27 protein-coding genes are annotated in these 26,152 nt (G+C 61.4%); 12 read left to right on the top strand and 15 right to left on the bottom strand.

The genetic code is table 11. From position 1 onward, the window contains the following. Nucleotides 1-26: 26 nt before the first annotated feature. The 4 genes from ACFT1A_RS08810 to ACFT1A_RS08795 form a co-directional block, all read right to left on the bottom strand. Nucleotides 27-830, bottom strand: a complete 804-nt coding sequence (locus ACFT1A_RS08810; RefSeq protein WP_003939967.1) for an SDR family NAD(P)-dependent oxidoreductase — start codon at nucleotides 828-830, stop codon at nucleotides 27-29. Nucleotides 831-867: 37 nt separating this feature from the next. Then, nucleotides 868-1,320, bottom strand: a complete 453-nt coding sequence (locus tag ACFT1A_RS08805; protein WP_378446648.1) for a MaoC family dehydratase N-terminal domain-containing protein — start codon at nucleotides 1,318-1,320, stop codon at nucleotides 868-870. 162 nt (nucleotides 1,321-1,482) lie between these two features. After that, complete coding sequence (locus ACFT1A_RS08800) at nucleotides 1,483-3,015, bottom strand: long-chain fatty acid--CoA ligase (protein WP_378446647.1); 1,533 nt, start codon at nucleotides 3,013-3,015, stop codon at nucleotides 1,483-1,485. A 35-nt stretch (nucleotides 3,016-3,050) separates the two neighbouring features. Next, the gene (locus ACFT1A_RS08795) at nucleotides 3,051-4,217 is read right to left on the bottom strand and encodes a thiolase family protein (protein ID WP_378446646.1); all 1,167 of its coding nucleotides are present in this window, start codon (nucleotides 4,215-4,217) and stop codon (nucleotides 3,051-3,053) included. A gap of 281 nt (nucleotides 4,218-4,498) precedes the next feature. On the opposite strand from ACFT1A_RS08795, the gene ACFT1A_RS08790 reads away from it, so the two are divergent. The 5 genes from ACFT1A_RS08790 to ACFT1A_RS08770 all read left to right on the top strand — a co-directional run bounded on the left by ACFT1A_RS08790 (nucleotide 4,499) and on the right by ACFT1A_RS08770 (nucleotide 10,467). Beyond that, entirely contained in the window at nucleotides 4,499-5,881 is a 1,383-nt protein-coding gene (locus tag ACFT1A_RS08790) for an MFS transporter (RefSeq protein ID WP_378446645.1), read from the top strand. 10 nt (nucleotides 5,882-5,891) lie between these two features. Then, nucleotides 5,892-6,773, top strand: a complete 882-nt coding sequence (locus ACFT1A_RS08785) for an acyl-CoA thioesterase (RefSeq protein WP_378446644.1) — start codon at nucleotides 5,892-5,894, stop codon at nucleotides 6,771-6,773. 42 nt (nucleotides 6,774-6,815) lie between these two features. After that, on the top strand, nucleotides 6,816-8,510 hold the full coding sequence (locus ACFT1A_RS08780) for a class I adenylate-forming enzyme family protein (protein WP_378446643.1): 1,695 nt from the start codon (nucleotides 6,816-6,818) through the stop codon (nucleotides 8,508-8,510). A 67-nt stretch (nucleotides 8,511-8,577) separates the two neighbouring features. Beyond that, complete coding sequence (locus tag ACFT1A_RS08775; RefSeq protein WP_378446642.1) at nucleotides 8,578-9,615, top strand: phosphatidylinositol-specific phospholipase C domain-containing protein; 1,038 nt, start codon at nucleotides 8,578-8,580, stop codon at nucleotides 9,613-9,615. A gap of 75 nt (nucleotides 9,616-9,690) precedes the next feature. Beyond that, complete coding sequence (locus ACFT1A_RS08770) at nucleotides 9,691-10,467, top strand: trans-aconitate 2-methyltransferase (RefSeq protein ID WP_378446641.1); 777 nt, start codon at nucleotides 9,691-9,693, stop codon at nucleotides 10,465-10,467. Nucleotides 10,468-10,494: 27 nt separating this feature from the next. Here the strand turns inward: ACFT1A_RS08770 and ACFT1A_RS08765 are convergent, their stop codons facing one another. The 5 genes from ACFT1A_RS08765 to ACFT1A_RS08745 all read right to left on the bottom strand — a co-directional run bounded on the left by ACFT1A_RS08765 (nucleotide 10,495) and on the right by ACFT1A_RS08745 (nucleotide 15,084). Further along, nucleotides 10,495-11,490 carry a glycine betaine ABC transporter substrate-binding protein gene (locus ACFT1A_RS08765; protein WP_378446640.1) on the bottom strand — a complete coding sequence of 332 codons (996 nt, stop codon included), beginning with the start codon at nucleotides 11,488-11,490 and terminating at the stop codon, nucleotides 10,495-10,497. Next, a complete protein-coding gene (locus tag ACFT1A_RS08760) occupies nucleotides 11,487-12,266 on the bottom strand; it encodes an ABC transporter permease (RefSeq protein WP_378446962.1) in 780 nt (259 codons plus the stop codon). Before ACFT1A_RS08760 ends, ACFT1A_RS08765 begins: the two co-directional genes overlap by 4 nt. Before the next feature lie 35 nt (nucleotides 12,267-12,301). Continuing rightward, nucleotides 12,302-13,519, bottom strand: a complete 1,218-nt coding sequence (locus ACFT1A_RS08755) for an ABC transporter ATP-binding protein (protein ID WP_378446639.1) — start codon at nucleotides 13,517-13,519, stop codon at nucleotides 12,302-12,304. Further along, nucleotides 13,516-14,163 carry an ABC transporter permease gene (locus ACFT1A_RS08750; protein ID WP_283302663.1) on the bottom strand — a complete coding sequence of 216 codons (648 nt, stop codon included), beginning with the start codon at nucleotides 14,161-14,163 and terminating at the stop codon, nucleotides 13,516-13,518. Before ACFT1A_RS08750 ends, ACFT1A_RS08755 begins: the two co-directional genes overlap by 4 nt. Before the next feature lie 300 nt (nucleotides 14,164-14,463). Further along, nucleotides 14,464-15,084 (bottom strand): malonic semialdehyde reductase, encoded by a 621-nt coding sequence (locus tag ACFT1A_RS08745; protein WP_378446638.1) that lies wholly within the window; start codon nucleotides 15,082-15,084, stop codon nucleotides 14,464-14,466. 109 nt (nucleotides 15,085-15,193) lie between these two features. Between ACFT1A_RS08745 and ACFT1A_RS08740 the strand changes: the two genes are divergently transcribed. After that, nucleotides 15,194-15,547, top strand: coding sequence for a winged helix-turn-helix transcriptional regulator (locus ACFT1A_RS08740; RefSeq protein WP_378446637.1), 354 nt, complete (start codon nucleotides 15,194-15,196; stop codon nucleotides 15,545-15,547). Nucleotide 15,548: 1 nt separating this feature from the next. On the opposite strand, the gene ACFT1A_RS08735 is transcribed toward ACFT1A_RS08740, so the two are convergent. After that, nucleotides 15,549-15,965, bottom strand: coding sequence for a PPOX class F420-dependent oxidoreductase (locus ACFT1A_RS08735; RefSeq protein ID WP_378446636.1), 417 nt, complete (start codon nucleotides 15,963-15,965; stop codon nucleotides 15,549-15,551). Nucleotides 15,966-16,194: 229 nt separating this feature from the next. On the opposite strand from ACFT1A_RS08735, the gene ACFT1A_RS08730 reads away from it, so the two are divergent. Further along, entirely contained in the window at nucleotides 16,195-17,049 is an 855-nt protein-coding gene (locus ACFT1A_RS08730; protein ID WP_378446635.1) for an esterase/lipase family protein, read from the top strand. Nucleotides 17,050-17,254: 205 nt separating this feature from the next. Continuing rightward, nucleotides 17,255-17,458, top strand: coding sequence for a PspC domain-containing protein (locus ACFT1A_RS08725; RefSeq protein WP_019745155.1), 204 nt, complete (start codon nucleotides 17,255-17,257; stop codon nucleotides 17,456-17,458). A 9-nt stretch (nucleotides 17,459-17,467) separates the two neighbouring features. Here ACFT1A_RS08725 and ACFT1A_RS08720 read toward each other — a convergent pair whose 3' ends face one another. Next, nucleotides 17,468-18,127: a TetR/AcrR family transcriptional regulator gene (locus ACFT1A_RS08720; protein WP_019745154.1), complete on the bottom strand. Its 660-nt coding sequence runs from the start codon at nucleotides 18,125-18,127 to the stop codon at nucleotides 17,468-17,470. A 99-nt stretch (nucleotides 18,128-18,226) separates the two neighbouring features. Here ACFT1A_RS08720 and ACFT1A_RS08715 point away from each other — a divergent pair, with 99 nt between their 5' ends. Further along, nucleotides 18,227-19,723 carry an MFS transporter gene (locus tag ACFT1A_RS08715; protein WP_003940566.1) on the top strand — a complete coding sequence of 499 codons (1,497 nt, stop codon included), beginning with the start codon at nucleotides 18,227-18,229 and terminating at the stop codon, nucleotides 19,721-19,723. A gap of 49 nt (nucleotides 19,724-19,772) precedes the next feature. Here ACFT1A_RS08715 and ACFT1A_RS08710 read toward each other — a convergent pair whose 3' ends face one another. Beyond that, nucleotides 19,773-20,480 (bottom strand): TetR/AcrR family transcriptional regulator, encoded by a 708-nt coding sequence (locus tag ACFT1A_RS08710; RefSeq protein WP_378446634.1) that lies wholly within the window; start codon nucleotides 20,478-20,480, stop codon nucleotides 19,773-19,775. A 141-nt stretch (nucleotides 20,481-20,621) separates the two neighbouring features. Here ACFT1A_RS08710 and ACFT1A_RS08705 point away from each other — a divergent pair, with 141 nt between their 5' ends. Further along, complete coding sequence (locus tag ACFT1A_RS08705; RefSeq protein WP_378446961.1) at nucleotides 20,622-21,059, top strand: GtrA family protein; 438 nt, start codon at nucleotides 20,622-20,624, stop codon at nucleotides 21,057-21,059. Between the two features lie 49 nt (nucleotides 21,060-21,108). Then, nucleotides 21,109-21,879, top strand: a complete 771-nt coding sequence (locus ACFT1A_RS08700; RefSeq protein ID WP_378446633.1) for an ABC transporter permease — start codon at nucleotides 21,109-21,111, stop codon at nucleotides 21,877-21,879. Here ACFT1A_RS08700 and ACFT1A_RS08695 read toward each other — a convergent pair. The 3 genes from ACFT1A_RS08695 to ACFT1A_RS08685 all read right to left on the bottom strand — a co-directional run bounded on the left by ACFT1A_RS08695 (nucleotide 21,857) and on the right by ACFT1A_RS08685 (nucleotide 24,901). After that, a complete protein-coding gene (locus ACFT1A_RS08695; protein WP_378446632.1) occupies nucleotides 21,857-22,528 on the bottom strand; it encodes an NAD(P)H-binding protein in 672 nt (223 codons plus the stop codon). The genes ACFT1A_RS08700 and ACFT1A_RS08695 overlap by 23 nt on opposite strands. Nucleotides 22,529-22,887: 359 nt before the next feature. Then, on the bottom strand, nucleotides 22,888-24,369 hold the full coding sequence (locus ACFT1A_RS08690) for a flavin-containing monooxygenase (RefSeq protein ID WP_378446631.1): 1,482 nt from the start codon (nucleotides 24,367-24,369) through the stop codon (nucleotides 22,888-22,890). Nucleotides 24,370-24,442: 73 nt separating this feature from the next. After that, a complete protein-coding gene (locus ACFT1A_RS08685; RefSeq protein ID WP_378446630.1) occupies nucleotides 24,443-24,901 on the bottom strand; it encodes a DUF5990 family protein in 459 nt (152 codons plus the stop codon). A gap of 38 nt (nucleotides 24,902-24,939) precedes the next feature. Between ACFT1A_RS08685 and ACFT1A_RS08680 the strand changes: the two genes are divergently transcribed. Continuing rightward, nucleotides 24,940-26,109: an alpha/beta hydrolase family protein gene (locus ACFT1A_RS08680; RefSeq protein ID WP_378446629.1), complete on the top strand. Its 1,170-nt coding sequence runs from the start codon at nucleotides 24,940-24,942 to the stop codon at nucleotides 26,107-26,109. The last annotated feature ends 43 nt before the right edge of the window (nucleotides 26,110-26,152 follow it).

The following is a 26,152-nucleotide window of genomic DNA, read 5'->3' as shown; positions in this document are numbered from 1 at the left end:
ATAGGCATCTTTCGCTGGTAGGGAGACTAGCGCGAGCCGGCATCGACGGTCAGGCACTGTCCGCTGACGTAGTCGGTGTCCTGCGTGCAGAGCACGTACACAGCGCCGGCAGCTTCTGTGGGAGTACCTGGACGACCGAGCGGGTTGGACGTCTTGACTCGTTCCATGACAGCGGCGCTGACACCGGCCTTGATCTTGCGGCCACCGATCTCGACGAACGAATCGTCGCCGGCAACCGCTTCGGTCATGCGAGTCAGGATGAACCCGTAGGCAACCGCGTTGACGTTGACCTTGTAGCGACCCCACTCTTTGGCGAGAGTCTTTGTCAGTCCGACGATTCCGGCCTTTGCAGCTGCGTAGTTGGACTGTCCGGGGTTTCCGTAGAGACCGGCCACCGAGGAGATGTTGACGACCTTGCGGTGGTAGTCGGTGGGGTTGGCCTTGATGTACGGCTGGGCGGCTCGAAGGATGCGGAAAGGCGCCTTCAAATGGACGTCGAGAATGGTGTCCCACTGCTCGTCGGTCATCTTCTGGATGACGGTGTCCCAGGTGTATCCGGCGTTGTTGACGATGATGTCGAGTCCGTCGAACGCATCGATCGCGGTGCCGACAAATCGTTCGGCGAAATCGTCGTCCGTCACGGATCCGACGCAAGCGATTGCGTGTCCGCCGGCGGCCTTGATGTCTTCGACCGTTTCGTGGGCTGGTTCGGGATCGAGGTCGTTGACCACTACGGATGCGCCTTCGGAAGCAAGGCGGAGTGCGATGTCGCGGCCGATTCCGCGGCCGGAACCGGAGACGATGGCGACCTTGCCGTCGAGAGTGCCCATGTTCAATGTCCTTGCAGTCTAGGTTGAATGAGTGTTTTCAAGCTCGGGGATCACGGATGACCGTGGTGGAGCGAAGGGTTGCTATCGCTTCTCCCTCACGTGTCACCTCGGTGGTGCGAACCAGGAACTGCAGTGCACCAGCCTTTTTCGCGTAGCAATCCGTGACCGCAGTGGAGAAATGGAGGGTGTCGCCTGCATAAGCGGTTTGGAGATAGGTGAACTCCTGCTCGCCGTGCAGGATCGTCCGTATGTCGATTCCGAGATCTGCGTAGAACGTGGACGGATTCGGCCGCTCCATGTCGAGGCAGAACAAGAACGTCGGCGGGACGGGAATGTCGCGGTGTCCGGCCTGCTCGGCGGCGTTCCGGTCGGTGTAGATCGGGTCGTCCTGACCGGTGGCGCGCGCGAAGAAGGCGAGCCGTCCGCGCTCGACCTCCACCGAGTGTTCGGGAATTCGGGTGCCGATGACTCCGGCGTCGAGGCTGGTCATGACAAACTCCTCGGAATCTGGGCGAAAGTGTCCGCCAGCTGATGAATGAGTTTCGAATCGCGGTTAGCGCATATTCACTTTGACCGAGATAGGTGCAGTTGTCAAGGAATTTGAAAACTCCCTGCAAGTGATGGTCGGTTCCGCGCCTGGCTCGGAGATTGGCTACTCCGGCGCTGCGACCGATGCACGCAGATCGCGTTTGAGTACCTTGCCGGCACCGTTGACCGGCAACGCGTCGACAAACTGGAAGGTGCGAGGAACTTTGTACCCGGCGATGAGGGTCTTCACATGCGCGCGCAGTGCGTCGGCGTCGACGGTCGATTCCGCTCGAAGAACTACTACGGCATGCACGCGTTCGCCCCACCGGGAATCGGGTAGTCCGATCACAGAGCACGCTGCCACGGATTCGTGTCGAGCCAAGGCGTTTTCGACCTCGGTGGAGTAGACGTTCTCGCCGCCGGTGACGATCATGTCCTTGATGCGATCGACGATGAACAGGTAACCACGCTCGTCGAGGTATCCCGCATCGCCCGTGTGCATCCATCCGTCGCGTAGTACCTCGGCGGTCTCGGTCGGTTTGTTCCAGTATCCGAGCATGATGTGACTGCCGAACGTGGCGATTTCGCCAATCTCTCCCGGAGGCAGTTCCGTTCCGGCCGGATCTACGATCCGGACTTCGCAGTGCGGAAGAATGCGACCGGCGCTCCGGAGCAACTCGCCGCCTTCCAGGTGGTCGGCGGGGCTGAGAACACTGATGTGGGCGGTTTCCGTCATCCCGTAGCCCTGCGCGAAGGCACTGTTGGGGAACATGTGCATGACTTGACCCAGGAGCGTCGGAGAAATGGGGGATGCACCGTATCTCAGGACCCGCACACTGGTCAGATCGTAGGAAGTCTTGTCCTCGTGCGAGATCAACATCTGAAGCATCGTCGGGACCAGGCCGACAGTCGTCGGCCGATGGCGGTCGACTGCTTCGAGAAATACGCCCGGACTGAATCTCGACAGGAAGACCTGAGTCCCGCCCATCAACGACTGCGCCAACCATCCGACTATCCCCGCGATGTGGAACAGAGGGTTGACCGCGAGGTTCACTCCGCCGCTGACGGCGACATTTCCCGCGGCGAGCGTGCCCAAAGCCGAAGTGATCAGAGATTGATGGCTGACCATCACACCCTTCGGCACGCCCGTCGTGCCGCCGGTGTAGAGAAGAAGCGCCAAGGTCTCGCCACCGACGCGTAGATCGGCAACGGGAGTCGATTCCGAGATCACCAGTTCGTAGTCGAGCATTCCTTCGGGAACCTGTCCTTCGCCGCAGTAGATCACGGTTGCCAGACTTGGGCACGATTCGCGAAGTGCGATCGCGATGGAAGCGAAGTTGTCGTCTACCAGTAGGAAGGTCGAGCCGGAATCCTCGAGCGCGTACGTGATTTCCGCTGGGCTCCAACGAGTATTGACGGGACTGGCCACTGCTCCCGACCACCAACAGGCGATCAGCGCCTCGTGGTACCAGTCCGAATTCAATGCCAGAATCGCGACGCGATCGCCGGGTTGCAAACCCATCGCCTGCATTCCACCCGCCAGCTTCGTGATTCGCTCGACCGATTCCCGGCAGCTTCGGACCCGATCTCCGAACACCGTCATCGGGGTTTCCGGGGCCTGCCGCAATGATCGGTGAACGAATTGAGTCAGTTGCATGTGCTTCCTCCAAGGGTCCGGGCGCGTGGCCTGATTCAGATCAGTTCCAGGATCATGGCATTGGCCTGACCGCCAGCCTCGCACATCGCCTGCAATCCGTACCGAATACCGTTGTCGCGCATGTGGTGTACGAGAGTCGTCGTCAAGCGTGCGCCGGAACCGCCGAGGGGATGGCCAAGTGCCATCGCTCCGCCGAGGGGATTGAGCTTGGTGTAGTCGGCTCCGGTCGATTGCAACCAAGCCAGAGTGACCGATGCGAATGCCTCGTTGATCTCGAATGCCCCGATGTCGGACAGTGACAGTCCCGAACGCTCGAGCGCCTTGGCGGTGGCCGGAATGGGGCCGGTAGCCATGGTTATCGGGTCGACGCCTGCCAACGCCACGGTGTGGACTCGGGCGATCGGCTTCCACCCTCTGCGTGCCGCCAACGCGCTACTGGTGACCAGCAGCGCAGCGGCGCCGTCGGAGATCTGTGACGAGTTTGCAGCGGTGATACGTCCGTCGTCCTTGAACGGGGTCGGGAGCGCGCCCAATCGCTCGAGAGTCGACCCGCGCCGGACGCCCTCGTCGGTGTCGACGACGGACACGGTGCCGTCCTCGGACGTCGTCTTGACCGGGCTGATCTGATTCTCGAAGGCGCCCGAGTCGATGGCCGCGGCGGCTCGCTCGTGAGAGTCGAGTGCATGCTGATCCAGTTGGGTTCGGGTCAGCCCGAAGTTCGCGGCGATCATTTCTGCGCCCACACCCTGGTTGAACTCCACTCCGTTGTATCGCTGGCGGACCAGCGGGCCGAACGGCTTGCCGAATTGGGTGGCGCTGCGTGCGGAGCCGATGGGGACGCGGCTCATGCTTTCGACGCCACCGGCGACGGCGATGTCGTAGTGGCCACTGATGATTCCGGCCGCGGCGAAATGCAAGGACTGCTGCGAGGATCCGCATGCTCGGTCCACGGTCACACCGGTGACCGATTCTGGCCAGCCCGCGGCGAGCACGGCGTATCGGCCGACGCCGCCGGCTTGCTCACCGACCTGGCTGACGCAGCCCCACAAGACGTCGTCGACTGTGCTCGGGTCGAGATCGTTGCGTTCGCTCAGGGCGCGAAGGACATGCGCGGACAGGTCGACCGGGTGGACCCCGGACAGCCCTCCGTTCCGCTTTCCGATCGGTGTGCGAACTGCGTCGACGATGACAGCGTCGTTCATGGCGTGCTCCTTCGTTACTGACTTTGAGGTTGGCGTCTTCGTGTGCAATGGGAGTAAGTGAATATGCGCTAACTATTGAATCGATAGTGGCCAGATTCGATACTTGGTGTTCCCTCAAGTTATGACAAATTCACATTATCTGCCGAATTGCTTGCTGGGAAGCTATTTTAGTGGTTGAATTCTGCTCAGTTCACGATGTGATGCCCATCACCGTCTCGGTCATGTCGGGCGTCGATGGCGAAGCCGTGGCGAATCTTCCCTTACCAGTTCAAGGAGATTTAGTGGTACTCGAACAGCAGGTGAACCGGCCTCGGGCCAAGTTCGGAGAAGCAGGCGAATCCAGGACAGTGGCCTGGGGGATGACCAGCGTGCTGGTCGCCATGTACGTCATCAACTTTGCCGACAAAGCAGTTCTCGGCATCATCGCTCAGCCCTTGGCCAAGGAGTTGGGACTCTCCGCTTCCGACATCGGTCTGACCGGTAGTGCCTTTTTTCTGATGCTCTCGCTCGGTGGCTTGTTCTCGGGCGCCCTCGACAAGTGGCTCGGACTGCGCTGGGCGCTCGTCCTGCTGGTGGTCCTGTGGTCCGTGGCGATGTTGCCCCTCATTCTCTCGGCCAGCTTCGTGACCCTGCTGGTGAGTCGGATGATTCTCGGCTTCGCCGAAGGGCCGAACTCGCCCCTGCTGTTCTCCGCCGCGTACTCCTGGCATGCGCCGGCGCGGCGCGGACTACCAGGAGCCGTCCTGACCTGCTCGGCGTCGATCGCGAAGATTGCGATCGCGCCCATCCTCGCCTACGTCGCCGTCACCTGGGGCTGGCGTTCTGCACTGGTCGCATTGGCGATCGCGGGTCTGTTGTGGGCTGTGCTGTGGCTGGCAGTGTGGAAGGAAGGCCCGTACGGCCGCAGTGGCGGCTCGGGTAAGGCCGATGTTGCCGACTCGGGCCAAGACTCGGATCCGGCAACGGCAACGGCATCGTCGCCCGCGACTGACTCTGAGCCGGCTGTGCCCTGGCTGCACATCTTCCGTACCCGCACCTTCATCGGCGGAGTTCTGCTCATTGCCGCTGCCTATGCACTGGCAGCTGTGGTCCTCACCTGGTTGCCGTCGTACTTCGAACTGGGCCTTGGTTATTCGCGACTACAGGCCGGTTCGATGTTCTCCATCCCCAGTCTCATCGGCCTTGCGATCATGTTGAGTAGTACTTGGTTCAGTGACAGGCTCATCACCAAAGGCGTCAGCATGCGGGCTGCTCGGGTGGTCTTTCCTGCGGTCGGCATGCTGATCGGCGGCACGATGTTGGTCTTCCTGCCGTTCGTCAGTACGCCTGTCATGGCTGTGTTCATGGTGTCCTTGGGCTATGCGATATGCACTCCGGTGCTGCCGCTTCTCAATGCCTGTGTGAGCGAATTGTGCCCGCCCAAACAAATTTCCGGGGTACTCGGGGTGTTCTTGTCGCTCATGGCGTTCGGTGGTTTCATCGCGCCGTACATGATGGGACGCATCGTCGACGCGGCCGGCGACGGTGGCGACGGCTACGCGACCGCCTTCCAGATCCTCGGTGGGGTTGCGCTCATCGTGGCCGTTGTCGGCATCGTCATCATCGACCCTGCCCGTGACAAGAACTTGGTGCGCCCCAACGCTCCCGTTGTTGCTGCCCGATAGGCCGATCGCGATGACCTTCGTACTCGATCATCATGTTTCGCCTGACTTCGAGAGCCTACTCACTTTGGAGAAGCTGAGCAGCAACGAGTTTCGCGGCTACTGCCATGCTGGGCATCCGATGAGGGCGTTCGGCGGGCAGGTGGCGGCTCAGGCTCTGACCGCCGCGGGCAGTACCGTTCCAGCAGAAAATCTTGCGCACTCGCTGCACGGTTATTTCCTCAGTGCGGGCGATCCCACGAAACCGATCGTCTACGAGGTGGAACGACTCCGAGACGGGCGGTCGTATCGCTCCCGCCGAGTCACTGCGAGACAAGATGGCGAACCGATATTCACGTTGTCGGCCTCCTTCAAACTGCCCGAAGGTGGCGCGGACCGGCAGTTGGAGATGCCCGAAGTGCCGCCACCCGAGGAACTTCCGGATCCGTACGAGCACTGGGCGAAAGAACGGCCGGAGGAGTACCAGGCCGCGACAACAGTCCGAGTGATGTCCCTGCGCTTCGTTCCGCAGGATCGGGTATCGGACCACCGTGCAGTACCGGGACTTTCAGAGCAGACGGTGTGGCTCAAACCCGCTCAGGCCTTGCCTGACAATCCGTTGCTTCACGTCTGTGCCCTCACGTACGGCTCCGACATGACATTGGCGTCGACAGCGTCACTGGACATCCAACCGCATCGCTCGATGCTCAAGGGTCAATCCAGGGCGATCGTGACTTCCCTCGATCACGCTGTGTGGTTCCATCGACCCTTTCGTGCTGACGACTGGATGCTCTTCTCGCAGAGCAGCCCATCGTCCTGTGACGGTCGGGGTCTGTCGAGTGGGCACTTCTGGAGTAGGCGAGGAGATTTGGTAGCCACTGTCGTTCAAGAGTCGCTGGTCCGCCGGATCGACTAGAAGATTCATTCCATCCATACCGAACAGCTGGAGGTTCTACTCATGACGCTCGCCTGGCCGACCGATATGCCTCGATGCCTCGACTATCCGACGGCGGGAATCGACGTAGTTCTGACAGGAGCTGCTCGCGCCTACCCTGACCGAATTGCGCTGCAAGACGGCGATCTTGCACTCACCTTCGCCGAGTTGCACGCCCATGCACGACGAGCGGCCGGGGGATTGCGTGCACTGGGAGTACAACCGGGAGACGTCGTGGCGCTCCATATGCCGAACAACCTGTGGTACGTCGTGGCGTACTACGGGGCACTGTGCGCGGGTGCTGCTGTGGCGCCGGTCAATCCGACTCTCCCGCCCGCCGGTCTCCACGATCAGCTGGACGATGTGAAGGCGCGGGTGGTCATCTCGCATCCCGAATCCGTCGGCATCGTTCTGGAGGCGGATGCACAATGTGTCGATGAAGTGGTGTGTGTATCCACGACACCCTCATCGCCGGCGACTGAAACGGCTCTGCCGGAGCGAGTCCGTGCATTCGACGATTTACTGCAAGCGCAACCGTTGGCGTCGTATCGCATTGATCCGGAACTCGTTGCTCATCTGCAGCTGACCGGCGGTACGACCGGACGCTCCAAAGCTGTTCGCGTACTACATCGTAACCTCGTTTCGAACGTGATCCAGATGGCGTCCTGGCGATCCGGGCTACTCACCGAACTCGACGAACTCGGGGGGCTTCGAATGCGGTCGGCCGCGGATCGCGGTCCGCATGCGCTGGTCCCGGGCGAAGGCGTCAACATCGCAGTGGCGCCACTCTTTCACGGTCTGGGCTTGGTCGGACAGAACGTCAGCACACTGCTCGGTTCGACCGTTGTCTTCACCGGGCGCTTCGATCCGGACCGGATGTTGGCAGACATCGAGCGCCTCGGCGTCACGCACATCACCGGCTCGCCCGCGATGTACTACGCGTTGTTGGCGAGCAGCAAGATCGGAGCGCACGATTTGTCCTCCGTGCGTGCGATCAATTCCGGTGCAGCCCCGTTCGACACGACTTCGCTGCGGAGCCTGCAATCGTTTTTCGGCAACGCCTGGGTCACAGAGGGATACGGCTTGAGCGAAGCGACGATGGGCCTGACCGGTGCGCCTTTGAACAGTCGTGTCGCGACGCCGCCGGACAGCGTCGGCGTCGCGATCTTCGACACCGAACTCGAGATCCGAGACGAGAATTCGGCAATCCTCGAGCCCGGCGAGGTCGGTGAGGTCTGGGCTCGCGGGCCGCAGATCACCGACGGGTACCAGAATCAGCCGGAACTGACTGCGGTTCAGTTCCGCGGTGGTTGGCTCGCGACCGGCGACATGGGGCGACTGGACGAAGCGGGGCACCTTTTCCTGGTGGGGCGGTCGAAGGACATGATCATCTACAAGGGCTACAACGTCTATCCGCAGCCGCTCGAAGAGATTCTGTGTTCGCACCCTGCTGTTGCGCAGGCGGCCGTCGTCGGTGAGAAGGCGCCAATGGTCGGTGAGCGTGTGACGGCCTTCGTTCAGTTGAACCACGACTTTGCGTCCAAGTCTGCGTCGGACCCGCAATTGCTCGAACGGGAGTTGACGGACTACGTGGCCGCAAAGGTGGCTCCGTATCAGAAGGTGCGTTCGATCAGGTTCGTAGAGCGGCTACCCGTCACCGCAACGGGAAAGATACAGAAGAACGAACTGCGCAACAGTCTCGCCGCAGACGCGGTCTAGGACGATCGTCCAGTTAACTCTGGCGATTCCGTCCTGCCGCGGCGAACTTTCTGCGAGAGTGTCGAACATGCGTGGAATCCTGGCAGTCGGCCTGAGTGCGTTCGCGGTGATTGTCTCGGCGCCCTCTGCCGGCGCCGAGACGACCGAGAACCAAGCTCGCTCGTTCTCCGAGACGACGTCCGTCGGGGTCCACAATTCCTACGAGAAGGCGACGTTTCCGTACTTCGCCGATGCTTTGGATTCCGGGGCGTCGTTGCTCGAGCTGGACCTGTGGACTAACGGCGGCGGTTCGGACTGGCGTGTGTCGCACATGAATCCGGTGGTGAGCGAGAGTAACTGCGTCGGAGCGTCGAACGCCTCCGAGTTGCGAAGTGGCCCGCGAGATCAGGGACTCCGCGGATGTCTGGCAGATATGCGGGCGTGGCACGAAGCCAATCCCGAGCATCCGCCGGTGATGATCAAGTTGGAACTCAAGGACGGTTTCACCGCCGGGTACGGACGTGGGCCCGCGGATCTCGACGCCCTGATTCTCGGGACACTCGGAGACGCGGTTTTCACGCCGGCCGATCTGATGGGTGAGTCTTACTCGACCCCGGATGCCGCCGTCACCGAGCGTGGATGGCCGAGCACCTCCGAAATGACCGGGAAATTTCTGTTCGAGCTGATACCGGGAACGATCGAGGAGGGAAACCCTCTCGATACGGAGTGGACGGACCGGCAGTATGCGACGCACCTGCGAGATCTGTCCTCCGCCGGGCTCGTCGAACTCGGCGCCGCCTTTCCCGCTGTTCACCGGGCATCACCGGGAGACCCACGTCTCGACCGCTACGCCGACCCGGGGATCCGTCCGTGGTTCGTGATTTTCGACGGTGACGCCCTCGAGTACACCGCGGGAGTTGTGGATCCGAGTTGGTACCACGAACGGGGTTACCTCCTCGTCATGACCGACGCGCACAAGGTCGCCCCGCAGATCGACGGAACCCATGCCTCGGAAGCCGAGGCGAGCGAGCGACTCGAGCTGTTGGCCGGTGAGCATGCAAGTTACATCACCGCGGACTGGTCGAGGTTGCCGAACGTACTGTCCGCGGTCTTGCCGCGTCGGTGATTTTCGAATGGCAGGAACGTGAAGAGCGAGATCTGACGGGCGGCAAATCTCAGGAACAGGGTGCAGGATGGGTTCATGCGCACTGTCACGTGGAATCCCGAAGTCTACGGCCGCTATTCGGGGGAGCGGTCACGCCCGTTCGTCGACCTGGTGTCCCGGGTGGCCACCGAAGACCCGACTCGCGTAGCCGACCTGGGCTGCGGATCAGGCATTCTGACCGCGATGCTGGGGGAAAGATGGCCGGACGCGTCGGTATCCGGATTCGACTCGTCGCCCGAAATGGTGGCGCAGGCCCCGACAGACCTACCGGGAAACGTCACCGTCGAGTTGGGGGACATCATGTCGTTCGACGCCACAGGCTACGACGTCGTTGTCAGTAACGCTGCACTGCAGTGGGTTCCGAGCCATCGTGAGCTGATCGATCAGTGGGCGGACACCCTGGCATCCGGGTCGTGGTTGGCGTGGCAGGTGCCGGGGAACTTCGATGCACCGTCACACTCGCTTATGCGGAACCTCGCGGAGTCCGCGGAGTGGAGTGAGCGACTGGGCGGCGTCCTACGCGGTCCGGAAGGCGTCGACAGTCCGGTTGCGTACGCGCAGCGTCTCCAGGAACACGGATTCGACGTCGACGCTTGGGAAACAACGTACGTACACGTGCTGGCAGGTGCCGACCCGGTGCTCGGGTGGGTACGGGGGACAGGATTACGGCCGGTACTCGACGTTCTCGGCGAAGCCGACGCGCCGGAGTTCGAGCGCCAGTATTCCGATCTGCTGCGTGAGGCGTATCCCGCAACAGCCGCCGGAACGCTGTTTCCGTTCCGGCGGGTGTTCTGCGTGGGACGCAAGCGGTAGATACTCGGCCGGCTTGCGGTCAGCCGATCACTGCGCGGTGACAAACCCTTCCGAGACCAGCCAGTCGCGAGCCACGTCTGCCGGCTCCTTGCCGTCGACGTCGACCTGGCGATTGAGTTCGGTCATCACTTCGTTGGTCAGTCGCTCCGAGATCGGTGCCATGACTTCTGCTACCTGCGGATGTGCTTCCGCGAAGTCCTTCTTCATCACCAGTGCCGGATTGTATTTCGGGAAGAACTGGAGATCGTCGTCGAGCAGAACCAGGTCGAGAGCGATGATGCGGCCGTCGGTAGTGAACACTTCACCGAACTTGCACTGGTCGCTGTCGGCTGTCGCTTGGTAGATGATGCCCGTCTGCAGAATCTGTCGCTGGGCGCGCGACGCATCGAAGCCGTACTTGGCTGCCAGACCGGGATATCCGTCCTGACGGACGTTGAACTCGGTCTCGACGCACGTCACCGCAGCGCCGGGATCGGACTCGACCAACTTCGCGTAGTCGGAAACCGTCTTGACGCCGGTCTTCTCGGCTGTCTCCTTGCTCATCGCCAATGCATACGTATTGTTCATCGGCGCCGGATCCGTCCACACCATGTCGTTCGCGGCCAGATCAGCGTCACGGACCGCCTCGAACTGCGCCTGCGAGTCCGGGAGAGGAGTCTCGTTTCCGAGATAGTTGATCCACCCGGTTCCGGTGTATTCGTACGCAAGATCGATCTGCCCGTTCAACTGTGCGTCTCGGGTGCTGTTGGAGCCCTGGATGTTCGTGAGATCGCGAACATCCGCGCCTGCAGCGGACATCGCGAATTCGATGACGTATCCGAGCACGATCTGCTCGGTGAAGTCCTTGGAGCCGACGGTCATCTTCACGCCCTCGAGCTCGGGAACGGGCTCGATGCTGCCGGGGCCGACGGCCAGGGGCAGTGCGCCACCGGATTCCAAACCACAGGAAGCGACAAGTGTGAGGCCGAGCGTGGCAACGGCGAGTTTCCAGCCCCGCGTTCTGGTGATCGAAGTCTTGGTCATCGTAATCCCTTGGGCCCGAGATAAGTTTCGGCGAGCGCGCCGAGCCAGTCGATCAGTAGGGCCAGCGACACTGCCAGTACGGCACCGACCACGAGCGTGACGTTGTCGCGGAGCTTGTATCCGGTGTCGATCAGAATGCCCAGACCGCCGGCACTGACCAGGAAGCACAGCGTCGCCGTGCCGACCGCCAGAACGAGCGAAGTGCGAAGGCCCGCAAGAATGTACGGGACAGCCATCGGGAATTCGAGCTGACGTAGCACGGTCAGAGAAGACATTCCCTGACCACGCCCGGCGTCGATGAGGGTCTTGTCAACCTGCTGATAGCCCAGAATCGTGTTGCGCAGCACGGGAAGCAGCGAATAGAACGCGATCGGAAATACGCCGATCCAGAAACCCGTTGTTCTGGTCGCGAGATAGAACAGCACGAGGAGGCCGATGGCCGGCGCCGCGGCTCCGATGTTGGCGATGCCGACGAAGAACGGTGCCAAGCGGGTGAATCTAGGCCTGGTCAACAAGGTTCCGAGCGGAACAGCGATAGCGACGACGATGATGACCACTGCTGCGGTGATCAGCACGTGTTGCCACGTCAGCGTGACGATGTTGTCGAGATTGATGCTGGCCTTCTGTGTCGCGTTGAGATCGCGAGTGAACGCCCAGATCAGCACGCCCGCAACCAGGATCAGAACGATGACCGGCTGAACGTACAGGCGCATCCGTTCCGCTCGGCGGGTGGCCGCATTCTCGGCGGCACCGAGATCGGGAGCATCAGGTTCCATCTCGGGAGCGGCGACGCGGTCTTCGGTCGGGGCACTCATATTCGACCCTCGACGTTCTCGGCGTCGGACTCCTCGTCGTGATCGTGGGCATGCTCCTCGCGCATCTCGGAGAGATGGCTGACGAGAGTATCGATCGTGATGAGGCCGACGTACTCGCCGCGCAGTCCGGTGACCACAGTGGACGCATTGCTCTCGGCGAGAAGAGCTTCCAACGCATCCTGAAGGGTGGACTGGATGGACACGGCCTCACCGATCTCGTTGCCGACACCTCGGAGGGTCGACGCATGAGCGAGGTGGCCGGGTGAGACCCAGCGAAGCGGTCGCCCACGCTGATCGAGAATCAAGGCCCACTTCCACTTGCGCGCTGCGAGTGCGGTTCTCAAATCGTCGACCGAATCTGTTTCGCGCGCGGTGAGGCATTGCTTGAGCTTGATCTGCCGCACCCGGGTCAATGTCAACTGTTTGAGCGATGCGTCGGCGCCGACGAAACCCGCGACCATGTCGTTGGCGGGATTGGCGAGAATCGCTTCGGGGGTGTCGTACTGCATGATGCTGGACTGGTTGCCCAGCACGGCAATTCGATCCCCGAGCTTGACTGCCTCGTTGAAATCGTGGGTGACGAAGACGATGGTCTTACCCAACTCCGACTGCAGACGCATCAGTTCGTCCTGGAGCAGGCCACGGGTGATGGGGTCGACGGCGCCGAAGGGCTCGTCCATCAACAGAACCGGGGGATCGGCAGCGAGTGCTCGCGCTACGCCTACACGCTGTTGCTGGCCACCCGAAAGTTGGCGCGGATACCGGTCGCGATAGGTGTCCGGATCGAGGCCGACGAGGTCGAGCATCTCGTCGGTCCGTGCCGCGATGCGTTTCTTGTCCCAACCGATGAGGCCGGGCACCGTCGCGACGTTCTTCGCAATGGTGAAGTGCGGGAACAAACCTGCCTGCTGAATCGAGTATCCGATGCCGCGGCGAAGCTTGTCCGGGTCGATGGACAGCGCGTCCTTGCCGTCGATGGTGATCTTGCCCGAGGTGGGTTCGATCAGACGGTTGATCATGCGCATCGTCGTCGTCTTGCCGCAACCCGAAGGTCCGACGAACACCACGATCTCACCGGCCGGAACAGTCAGTGAAACATTGTCCACCGCTGCAGCTTTCTGCCCGGGGTAACGCTTGGTCACGGATTCGAGAACGATCTCGACTCCGGATACCTTTTGGTCTGCGGATACGTCGGACGGAATGGTTTCGGTCATTGCAGCCCCTTCGAAGTAGTGAGACGGCCGATGACGACGTAGATTCCGTCGAGGATCAGGGCCAGAATGACGATGAGTACAGTGCCGACCAGCGCTTGCGGAACAGCATTGGGGCTACCGACCCGCGAGAGCCCGGAGAAGATCAGGTTTCCCAGACCTGGGCCCTTGGCGTACGCCGCGATGGCGAGGATGCCCATGAGCATCTGCGTACTGACCCGCATACCGGTGAGGATCGACGGCCACGCAATCGGCAGTTCGATTCGACTGAGCACGTGTAGGCGATTCATCCCCACACCGCGTGCTGCGTCCGTGATCGCCGGATTGACCGCGTCCAGGCCGATGATCGTGTTCCGAATGATCGGGAGCAGGGCATACAAGATCAATGCGGTGATCGTGGGGGCGACGCCGAGACCGAGAATCGGAATGAGCAGTCCGAGAAGGGCGAACGAGGGAACTGTCAAGATCGTGCTGGCCAAAGCTGTTGCCACGGACGAACCGACCGGGCTTCTGTAGACGAGAATTCCGATGATCACGGCGGCAATCGTCGCGATGATCACGGACTGGATAACTGCTGAAACATGAAGGTACGAGTCGGTCATCAATTGTTGTCGTCGTGCAACGACAAAATCCCATAGCGCGCCCATATTTCCGAACCCACTTTCTTCGGACTTCTGCTCGCAAGAACGTCTTCCCTCGACACCGACCGGCGCACAAGGGCTTTCCCCGCAGCCGTCGTCGGCCGAGGGGTTTGTCTCGACTGTCGTCCAAAAACTCGGATACTGCAACTAATTACGATTGCAGCGTGTCGGATGTTGTTCTGGACGTGCGATTTTGCGAGACGCGGGTATGTACCCGCTGCGTGAGACGTTGAAACGTCCTGGAGACGACAAAACGGGAGAGCTCCGAAGGACTCTCCCGCATTGCTTCATTTGTCCGAATTGGCCTCAGGCCCAGGTGAGCGCATCCTCATTGGAGAGCCGCGGCAGACGATCGAACCACGGGTTCTCGCCGGGATGGCCGATGTTGACTACCAGGATGGTCTTGAAGCGTCCGTCCGCGAAGAACTCGCCGTCGATGGCGTCGGCGTCGAACCCGGCCATCGGGCCGGCGACCAAGCCCTGGGCCCGTATCGCGAGGATGAGGTAACCGGCCTGCAGTGCGGCGTTGAACCTACTGCTCGATGTGGCGGCGGCGTCGTCGGACTCGAAGTAGTCCTTCATCTCCGGACGGATGGGGAACAGCGCGGGGATGTGCTCGTAGAACTTGGTGTCAACAGCAAGAACGGCGACGGCGGGAGCGGCCTCGGTCTTGGCCTTGTTTCCGTCTGCCATGTGCTCGACGAGGCGCGCTTTGCCTTCCTCGGTACGGACGAACAGCACTCGCAGTGGGTTGGTGTTGGCCGCGGTGGGTGCCCACTTCGCGAGCTCCCAGATCGCGGTGAGCTCGTCGTCGGTCACAGGTTCGTTCGAGAAGGAGTTGGCGGTGCGTGCCGCGGTGAAGAGGAGCTCGCGACCGGCTTGATCGAGTTGCTGGTCGGTGAATGGGGTGGCTGCGTCGAGAGACATCGGGGGCTTCCGTTCGGTGATAGCTCCACCGAACAATGCCCGGTAAAGCTAGTTGCTAGTAAAAAAATAGTGCCTACGGATACGTTAGCACTATGACTAGGATGGTGGGGTGGCAAGCAAGAGCGAAGCGGAGCACGAGCCCCGCGCATGTGACGGGGCGTTGGCCCGTGCGTTCGGCTTTCTGGGCAAACGATGGAACGGCGTCATTCTCGCCACGCTGCTGAACGGACCGGCGGGATTCTCCGAACTCAAGCGAGCGGTTGGCGGGATCAGTGATTCGGTGCTCTCGGACCGATTGACCGAACTGGCTGGTGCGGGCCTGGTCACGCGGACCGTCGACGCCGGCCCGCCCATCGCTGTGGAGTACGAACTCACGGCGTCGGGGCAGGCGCTGCTCCCCGCTCTCAGCGAACTGACTACATGGGCCGCCGAAAACCTGCCACCCGAGAGTTGCCCGAACTGACCTATTGCGTGTGAACAGTCTTGTGAGATTCGTACCAGGTGTCACCTGCCGGTTCTCCCGCCAAGTTCCAACTCCACGAGACTGTCGGCGTGATGCGTGAATAGATTCCGGGGCCGACCAGGCCCACTCGCTCGATCGGCCGTTCGGCGATTCCGTAAATTCTGATCCCGCGCGCGACGAACGGCTCGAAAGACGGCATGTCGTCGATGACGAGGGCGACTTCGAGTTGCCCCGAACCGATATTGCGGAACTTCTTGGTGTTCAGGACGGCTTCGCCGACCCCGCCGATCCACAAATGGACCCCGTCGTACTCGAAAGCCAACGGCACGACGTCGGGTTGCCCGTCCGGTGAGATGGTGGCCACGCGTGCCAGTGGCTGCGACTGCAGGTAGGCGATCTCTTCGTCCGTGAATGACATCTATTTCTCCTTCGGCGCGACGAAACATGGACGCAACGTAGATGCAACGTATCCAAAACTAGTGTTCTGGATCACACAGCATTTGTGGGGTCGAGAGGTATTCGGTCACGAATCTGTGGGCAGAACGGGTCCTGTTCGCTACCGGTGGTGGATGAGGACAAGGTTCCGCGGGTTGAGCACACAGCCCGCGGAACCGCCCCCATCAGGGCACCGGCTGACAGGAGTCCAGGTGTCCGTAGTTGCGGAAGTCTCTGCGATCGATTTCGCGGAAACTGAATTCGAATGGGCGCAGCGATCGACGCTGATTCGTGAAGTCGGCCCACTCGTTCCAGGCCCCCCTTCCTTGGCGATGTGTCTGAGCGAGCCGACGCGCGGACTGGTCGACATTGCTTCACTGCTTCTCGCGGCTCCTTGGTTACTCCGATCACCGCGTGGAGACGGGCATCCAGTCCTCGTTCTCCCCGGGTTGCTGACATCGGACGTGTCGACTCTTGCCTTGAGGGCGTACCTGAGTTTCCTCGGATACCGCGTCCATGGCTGGAATCTGGGCGTCAACACCGGCCCGACAGCGATGGTGGTCGACGGATTGCCCGCCGCATTGGCCCAGGTGGCGGATCGATACGAGCAGAAGGTGTCGGTCATCGGCTGGAGCTTGGGCGGTATCTACGCTCGTAAGTTGGCGAGGGACCTGCCGGATTCGGTGCGACAGGTTGTGACACTCGGAAGTCCTTTCGCTCTCGCCAGTTTGGAGCAGACGAGAGTCGGATCGCTCTACGCTCGTTTGTCCGGTAACCACGCCGTACTGCCTCCGGTCGACGGCATCGAATCCGAACAGGGACCACCCATTTCGGTTCCTGCCACGTCGGTCTACTCCAGGCACGACGGTATCGTTCCATGGCAAGCGTGCTGTGAAACCACGTCCGGACTATCGGAAAGCGTTGCGGTGCAGGGCAGTCACATGGGGTTGACCCACAACCCGTCGGCGTTGTGGACCGTTGCCGATCGTCTGGCGCAGGACATCGACAACTGGCAACCTTTTGCGGCACCGAAACGACTTGGGCGACTGTTCCCCGCTGAGGTGTGACTGTGGTGTGGGGCCGAGGTGTGGGGGAGAACCCTGAGTCCGACGCGGGGACAGACTGGTACCTGGGTATGTACTGCGGCCGGAAAAGATGGGTCCGTGGCCTGATGCGCGTGAGTGACCCGGCGGCGGATAGTGGAAGTCGACGCGGACAGTCCGCGAGATCCGACGCGGGTAGTCCGCGAGATCTACTGAAGGGACACGAAACATGACTTCGCCGATGAAGACCCGCAAACTCACTCGAGCTCGCTCCGGCGCGATGTTCGGCGGGGTCTGCGCCGGGATCGCACGATACTTCGGTTGGAAGTCGTCGACTGTCCGCTTGCTGTTCGTGCTCTCGTGCCTGCTGCCCGGCCCGCAGTTTCTGATCTACATCGTGATGTGGATTTTCATTCCTCGTGAGCAGATCTGACCGAACCGCTCAACGGCGGCGGTCTTTCAGGCATTGCTTGGCCTCGTGCAATTCTTCCGAACTCAGTGGAGGAAGGGGCAGTGCGTCACGGTGCAAGCCCTCCGTGCGTAGACCGTCGAGCATCACCGAGAGGTATCGACGCCACACGGTCGGGTTGACGGGCTGAGCAAATTCGGTGACTGCGCCCACCATGAAGATGAGGCCGAACAGGTCCGTCGGTACGGCGTCGGGGCGCAGCATCCCGGCCTCCTGGGCCCGGTAGAAGATCCTCTCGACCGACGGTTCGATGATGGATCGTTGGCATGCGACTTGCTCGCATCCCTCGTCGGTTCCGTTCAGGACGTCTTTGAGCCCGCGGTTGACCGACATACGGCTGCAGGCGAATTCGGCAAAGGTGACAAGGCCGTCCCACGGATCCGGATTGGCGAGTGACGCGTCCGCGGCCGCCGCCATGTCGGCGAAGTTCTGTTGGAAGACTCCGTCGATCAATTCTTCCTTGCTGGCGAACCGCCGATAAACCGTTCCGACGCCGACACCCGCGCGCCGGGCGACGTCGTCGAGTGTGACGTCGATCCCTTCTTCGGCGAACAATTCACGTGCGGCGTCGATGATCAACTGCCGATTACGTGCAGCATCGGCGCGAAGGGGGCGCTCCATTGCGGTACTCATGTCCCCACTCTACCCGCCAAGTGGAGACAGCCTCTCCGTTTTGGTGTAGCGTTTTTGCTAACCGGAGAAGCCATCTCCGCATAGGTGGGGCGAGGGACTATGTCAGACATTGCTGAACGGACTGAATTCGAGCAGTCCTCAGCGCCTTCAGGGGACAACCACGCAAAGCGGTGGCTGGTTCTCGCGGTTCTGGGAATTGCGCAGCTGATGGTGGTCTTGGATGCCACCATCGTCAACATCGCGCTGCCGGCTGCGCAGCGCTCACTGGAGTTCGGTGATTCCGACCGCCAGTGGATCATCACGGCATACGCATTGGCGTTCGGCAGCTTGCTGCTGTTGGGTGGTCGATTGAGCGACTTGTTCGGGCGCAGGCGAACTTTCATCGTCGGCCTGATCGGCTTCGCAGTCGCCTCCGCCATCGGCGGCGCAGCCGTCAACTTCGAAATGCTCGTTGCCGCTCGTGCGGGCCAGGGCGTCTTCGGTGCACTCCTTGCTCCGGCAGCGCTGTCTCTGCTGTCCGTGACATTCACGGATCCGGGTGAGCGCGCAAAGGCTTTCGGTATCTTCGGTGCCGTTGCCGGCGGTGGCGGCGCTATCGGACTGTTGCTCGGCGGAGCGCTCACCGAGTGGGTCGACTGGCGCTGGTGCCTCTTCGTGAACCTCTTCTTTGCGGCAATCGCCCTGGTCGGAGCGGTCCTGTTGCTCGCTCCGCACACCAGTGACTCGCGACCCAAACTCGACATCCCCGGAACGATCCTGGTGTCGATCAGCTTGTTCAGCATCGTCTTCGGATTCTCGAAGGCTGAATCGGACGGCTGGAGTGCAACTCCTACCATCTCGTGGCTCGTTGCCGGCGTTGTATTCATGGCGGCATTCATCTACTGGCAGACCAAGTCCGAGCATCCGCTCCTGCCGTTGCGGGTGGTCCTCGACCGGATTCGTGCGGGCTCGTACCTGGCGATCTTCCTTTCCGGCGCAGGCATGTTCGCAGTCTTCCTGTTCCTGACGTACTACATGCAGCTGATCCTCGGGTACAGCCCGATCATGACCGGTCTCGCATTCATGCCGATGGTGTTCGGAATCGTGACAGCGGCAACGCTTTCGACAGCGGTTTTGCTACCGCGCGTCGGTCCACGAGTGCTGATCGTGAGCGGAATGGTCATCGCGGCGATCGGAATGACGCTGCTGGCCCAGATTTCCGTGGACAGCACCTATGCAGTCCACATTCTGCCGGGGCTCGTCGTCACCGGACTCGGCATGGGCAGCATTTTCGCCCCGTCGATGCAGGGAGCAACTTCAGGCGTGCATCACGAGGATGCCGGCGTCGCATCTGCCACCGTCAACACCATGCAGCAGGTGGGCGGCTCGATCGGTACCGCACTGCTCAGCACGATTGCGGCTTCGGCGTCCACCAACTACCTGGTGGGCCGCGAGATGAATCCGCTCACGCAGGCACAGGCTGCCGTCGAGAGTTACACCACGACATTCTATTGGGCCGCAGGCATATTCGCGGTCGGTGCGGTCTTGACCGGACTGGTTCTTCGAAGCGGACTGCTTCCGGATTCGCCGGAAGGTGAACCGGTAATCGCGCACTGACAGCAAATTTCGGGGTCGACGCCATTGCGGCGTCGACCCCGAAACTGAGTCAGCAGTTCTTATCGGGCGATGCCTGAAACCGATGAAGGACGTGATCGAGTTGTTCGGAGGACAGCGCCGGGACGGGGAGTTCTCGATGGCCACTGCGGGAAGCGCAAAGGCCGTCGATCATGAACCCGAGGGCGCGGCGGTATGCCTGAGGGGCCTCGTCGCCGCCGAACTTCTGGGCCATCTTGACGACCTGCATGAGAAGCGGAATGTCGTTGACTTCGAAGTCACTCCGCAGGGTGCCCTGTTCCTTGGCGTGATTGACCAGCGCTGCGGTGTGCTGAGCGATCCCGGCGCGCGCGCGAGCGAAAGTGTCGGACGCGAAGCGCCCGTCCATCAGGAGATCGCCGAATCCGCGGTTGTCCGCCATGCGCAGGGAGATCACGTCGAGAAAGTAGACAAGACCTTCCCAGGCGTCGGGCATCTCGCGAGCGGTGGCCGCGATCGTTTCGATCTCGGAGCATCGTGTGTCGAACAGGGCCTGGATCAGCTCGTCCTTGCTGGCGAACCGCCGATAGACAGTGCCGACGCCGACGCCCGCGTGCTTCGCGACGTCGGCCAGAGTGGCGTTCAGTCCTTGGGCCGCGAACACCTCGCGGGCGGAGTTGAGAATCCGTTCGAGGTTGGCCTTGGCGTCGGACCGAAGGCGCGGCTGTGAGCAGTCGGCCGAGGTCCCCGCACGAGAAGCGTCGGGGTGGGTTGTCGGCATCCTCACAGTCTACGGCACTAAGCGGAATGATTGATTCCGTTAGTGCTATATTTCTAAGCGGAACGTGTGGTTCCGATTGTCCGTATGAGAGAAGCCGATATGAGCACGTCTGACATCTGGGTCGGGAGCAATCCGATCTCGATGGAGGGTACGCGGAGTGCAGGTTTCGCGACAACGAGGCTTCGCGCTCTTGCCGGCGACGGCGCCTTTGCTCAGCTCGTTCGTTTTGCCCTCGTCGGAGGCGCCAGCAACATCTTGTACTTCGCCGCTTTCCTGGCGCTGCGCGGTGACGGAGCGCTGGTCGCCAACGCTGTCGGTGCAGTCTTGAGCACCATCCTCGCGAACGAACTGCATCGCCGACTCACCTTCCACGCTGCGGATCGCGTCAACTGGTTCACTGCACAGTGGGAAGGTGGTGGGCTCGCACTGGTCGGTTTGATCGCCAGCTCGGCTGCCATCAGTGCGCTCGGCTTCCTGTTGCCCGGCGCCGACGGACTTCTTCAAGCTGGCCTTGTGATCGCAGTGAGCGGAATTGTCGGCGGTCTGCGGTTTGTCGCACTTCGCGGTTGGGTTTTCTGAGCGGTTCGCGGGTTCGGATCGAATCGGTTCGTAGGGAACACTGTGACCCATGAGCCTTTCGATAGCCGACTCCGGCATCCGTCTGGCTGTGCTCTGTATTGTCATGGCGCTCGTGGCCGCACTCGTCTACCGATTCGCTCACCTCGGTAGCATTCGGATAGTTCCCGGCGCGCTGGCGCGCGGCGCCCTTCAGTTGGCTGCTATTTCGCTGATCCTCGCCGCGGCATTGGCTCACATCTGGTCAGCACTCCTCGTGCTCGTCGGCATGTTCGCTGCGGCGTCGTACACCGCTGCACGACGCTCCGGCGCAGGAACTTCCGGCGGGTGGCTGACCGTCGCGCTGGCATCGGGAATCGGTGTGGTGTTGCCACTCATGCTGCTGTCCGGAGTGGTTCCGGTCGAAGGCGTCGCTCTGGTACCGATCGGCGGAATTGTTTTGGGCGGCGCTATGACAGCGACGTCGATGGCAGCGAAACGCGGACTCGACGCCGTCGACGATCGGTTCGGGGAAGTGGAAGCCGCACTGAGCCTGGGTTTCTCGCAACGCGATGCGCGGTGGGAAGTCGCCCGTACCGCCGCGTCCGACGCCCTGTTGCCCGGAGTCGACCAGACCAGCACCGTCGGCCTCGTGACTTTGCCCGGCGCTTTTGTCGGCGTTCTGCTTGCGACGGGGTCGGCCGTTCAAGCCGGTGCAGTACAGATTCTTGTCCTGGCAGGGCTGTTGTTGGCGCAAACCTGCGCTGTAGCTGTGGCTTTGGAACTCGTTGCCCGTGGTTTCGTATTTCGGGGAAAGGCTGTCAGGGCTGCGCGAGTTCGTTGATCTTGTCGCTGCGCAGGACGCGGTCGGGAAGATCCGGCGTGTTCGCCGCGAGGGTGATCATCGCCTTGCCGATGTACTCACTGGTGGTCACGCCGCTGGGCCACACCTTGCGCAGGAGTGGGTAGAGCGGCACGGACACCTGATAGAAGAGCTTGTACCACCACGTCTTCGACGGCGAGCCCGGGCGCGGACGGATGAACCCCGGCCTGAGGATGTAGGTCGTGAGGGGGAGTGTGAGTAACGCATTCTCGGTTGCGCCACGTACTCGCTTCCACATGGTCTTGCTGGTTTCGGTGGAGTCGGCGCTTTCACCGGACACGTAGACGAACACCATCTGCGGGTTCAAGCGGGACAGCGTCGTGGCGGCGGCAAGCGTGATGTCACGCGTGATGTGGGTGTAGTCGGCTTCGTTCATTCCGGCAGAGGACACGCCGAGGCAGAAGAAGCAGGCGTCGGCGCCGATCAGATCTGCTTCGATTGCCGAGAAGTCCAGTAGGTCGCGGTGAACGATGTCGACGATCTTCGGGGCAGTTGAACCGCACGAATTGCGGCCGACGGTTACGACGGTGTCGATTCGTGGATCGTCCAGGCATTCGCGCAAGACGCTGTTGCCGACCATCCCCGTTGCCCCGAAAACGATGACCTTCATTGTGTCCCCCGGTGTTGGTTCTGCTTTCTGTGATGCGCACACTACGGAACAGTCTGAGAACCGCCCGACAGATATCGCCAACTGAACGATTGACCTGCAATTATGAGTCCATTTTGACCCGACTTGTGACTAAAGTCCCTACAAACCGGCTGGACGGTTGGCTGAAAATAGTTTTATGGACGAAGGAGTTGATGAAATACACGTTCTCGGATCGGAGTCCGCCGGTCGGATGATCGAGGCGTCGACGATCATCGTCCTGGGTGCGCTCTGTGCCGTCGTCGCAGGTTCGGGCGTGTTTTTCATTCTCGGATCGATTGGTGGATTTGCCCGACTGCTGTACCTGGTCGTGCGGGCGCCGATCAACTCTTGCTCGGTACCAGGTTCGAATTTCGAACTGGCGCCTTCGAGAACGTCATGTGGTCGTTGATGCTCCCGAACGTCGAGTGAAGACGATCGAGGATGTAGTTCTGACGCATGTTCCAGGGTGACTTCGATCCCTGCTTCGGGAACTGTTCAACCGCGCGCATGACGTACCCCGACGCCAGGTCCAGGATCGGCCGCTGGTCCATGTCTTCGGTCGCGTGCGGCACACACTTGGAGTAGCCGCGCTTGTTCATCTCGGTCAGTAGTCGGCACACGTACATCGACGTGAGATCGGCTCGCAGAGTCCATGAGGCATTGGTGTATCCGACGCACATCGCGAAGTTCGGCACGTCGCTGATCATCATGCCCTTGTAGACGTAACGATCACCGAGGACGACGGGTTCGCCGTCCACTTCGATCGACATTCCGCCGCACGCTTCCATCTTCAATCCTGTTGCAGTGACGATGATGTCGGCTTCGAGTTCGCGTCCTGACGCGAGTCGAATCCCGGTCTCGGTGAAGGTGTCGATGTGATCGGTCTCGATCGAAGCCTTGCCGGATCGGAGGGCTTTGAACAAATCGCCGTCCGGTACGACGCACAAGCGCTGGTCCCAGGGATCGTAGGCGGGCGTGAAGTGGGGATCGAGTGGGATCTCGTCCGGGAGTTGACGACTGATCGCGAGGTTCAGCAGCCTCTTTGCACGCGCCGGACTGCGTCGGCACAGTTGGTAGAAACTGAGGTTCACTCCGACGCTCTTCCATCGAGCGATGCTGTGCGCGAGTTGATTCGGCAATATCGCACGGATGGTGTCCGACACCTTGTCGCTGGACGGCAGCGCCAGAATGTATGTCGGTGATCGCTGAAGCATCGTGACGTGGCTTGCATCCCGCGACATCGTGGGGACCAAAGTGACTGCGGTGGCGCCGCTTCCGATCACAACGACCTTCTTGTCGGAGTAATCGAGTTCTTCGGGCCAGAACTGCGGGTGCACCACCTCGCCGGCAAACGATTCGCGTCCGGGGAAGTCGGGGGTGTATCCGCCGTCGTAACTGTAGTAACCGCTGCAGAGATACAGGAAGTTGCAGGTAAGTGTTTCGTCTTCGCCGTCGGTCGTGACGGTGACTGTCCACGTCGAGTCCGCTGACGACCAGGACGCTGCCGTCACCTTCTGGTTGTACCGAATATTCTTGTCGATCCCGTTTTCGCGAGCGGTATCGCGCACGTACCGGAGGATCGAATCACCGTCGGCAATTGCTTTGGCATCTGTCCACGGGCGAAACGGGTAGCCGAGCGTGAACATGTCGGAATCCGAGCGGATACCGGGGTATCTGAAGAGGTCCCAGGTTCCGCCACTGTTCGCACGGGCCTCGAGGATTGCGTACGACTTACCGGGCAGTTCGGTCTGGAGTCGATACGCAGCACCGATGCCGGACAAGCCGGCGCCGACGATCAGGACATCGAGGTGTTCGGTGCTCATCAGTTCGGACTCCGTATCGATCGCGTGGTCACCCGCAGAGTAAGTGTTCGTCCACCACACTACTGAACGATGCTCAGTAAGGCGAGGATGTCCACGTGATGGTCGGCGGCCGGATCGCCGCGCACAGTGGTTTACCTGCGGCGTCGGTAAGTCCGAGATATCCGTGGAGCACGCCGGAACTGTCGGCCTCGTCAATGACGTGCTCGGGGATCGCATCGAGCATCAGCTTTGCGCGTCGGAACATCTCGAACGTCTGGTCCTCGGATGCCGTCACCCAGGACAGGTAGATGAAGCGTCCGCGCGGTGGGCCCTGGATGTATGGTCCGAGAATGTCCCAGGCACCTGGCGTTCTGTTGAGGTTCGCTGCCAGTTCCCACCGTGCTGTCTCGGTGTCTCCCGGTACGAGGTCGAGGATTTCGTGTGGCTTGCCTCGGCGCTGGACGCCGACGTGGATGTTGCTCCGTCCTTCGAAGGTTGCGGTTTCGGAACAATCCCGTCCGGGCAGGCTGTGACCGGTGATGATGATCTGCATATCGACATCATGCTCTGCACGGGTCGGGAGGGGTTGGCGTGGTGAGGCGTTCGGGTAAGAGCGTTGTTGCGGCCGTGGTGGCGAGCATTGTGTTGTCGAGCCTGCTGTTGTCCAGTCTTGTGGTGGTGTCAGGTGTTGCCGTGGCGACTGCGGACGAACCGGAAGTTGCGGGTGCGTTGGAATCGCACGAACTGCTCTCGGCCGCAGCCCTTCCGATCGGTGCCGGTGCAGCGGAGCGAGTTGTCTATCGGACTCTGCGAACTGCCGACAGGTGGGGAGAGTCGTCAGGGTCGGTGTTTCTACCGGAAGGTGCGCCACCGATCGGCGGCTGGCCCGTGATCTCGTACGCCCACGGAACTCTGGGCAGTGCGGATCAGTGTGCGCCTTCGTCAACAGGATTCGGTCCGGGTGAGATCGAACCGATCGAACGCTGGTTGGACCAGGGGTATGCGGTTGTCGCTACCGACTACTCGGGTCTGGGCACCGACGGGGTATTGGCGTATCTCGACGGGCATGCCGCCGGCGCGAATGCCGTCGACATCGTGCGAGCCGCGCACCAGTTGTACGGAAACGTGCTGAGCTCGCGGTGGATGGTCGCAGGTCTGTCCGAGGGTGGTCACGCGACGTACTTCGCGGGACACGAGGCCACCTCTCGTGCACCGGAATTGGACTTCCGCGGCTCTATTGTTTTTGCGGGCCCCACACATATGGAAGGTCTGTTTCCGTTGGGTGGACCGCTGTTTCCCGACATCGGCATCACTGGATTAGTGGGGTACGCGCTGTATGTCCTGGCTGGAATCGACGATCAACGACCCGAAGAGAACATTCGTGAGGTTCTCTCGCCCCAGGGAATCGAGTGGATGGAAAAGGCGCGATCTCTGTGCGCCGGGGATCTCGGCCGACAAATTCGAGCCGAGCGAATCCAGTTGGGCTCGTTGTTCTCTAGGTCGGTATGGACGCCGCGCATGTACGACCTGTTCCGCGAGATGATGCAGGTGCCGGTCGACGGATACGACCGACCGCTACGTGTGGTGCAGAGTCTTTCGGACACAACGGTTCCCGTCGCGCTCACCTGGGCGCAGCTGTTCGATATGCGTACGCGAGGAACACAATTCGAGTATCAGGAGCTCAACGGGATCAGTCACGGCCAAACGACGGTCGCTTCGATGGACCAGACAATGGAGTTCATCGATCGATTGATGAGGTGATGTTTTGGTGGTGTGGTTTTTGGGTGTGGTTTCTCAGTGTGAT

This window comes from Rhodococcus sp. NPDC057135 (assembly GCF_042670865.1).
Lineage (GTDB): Bacteria > Actinomycetota > Actinomycetes > Mycobacteriales > Mycobacteriaceae > Rhodococcus_F.
The sequence above is the reverse complement of the archived record's forward strand: the minus strand, read 5'-3'. Positions and strand labels throughout refer to the sequence as shown.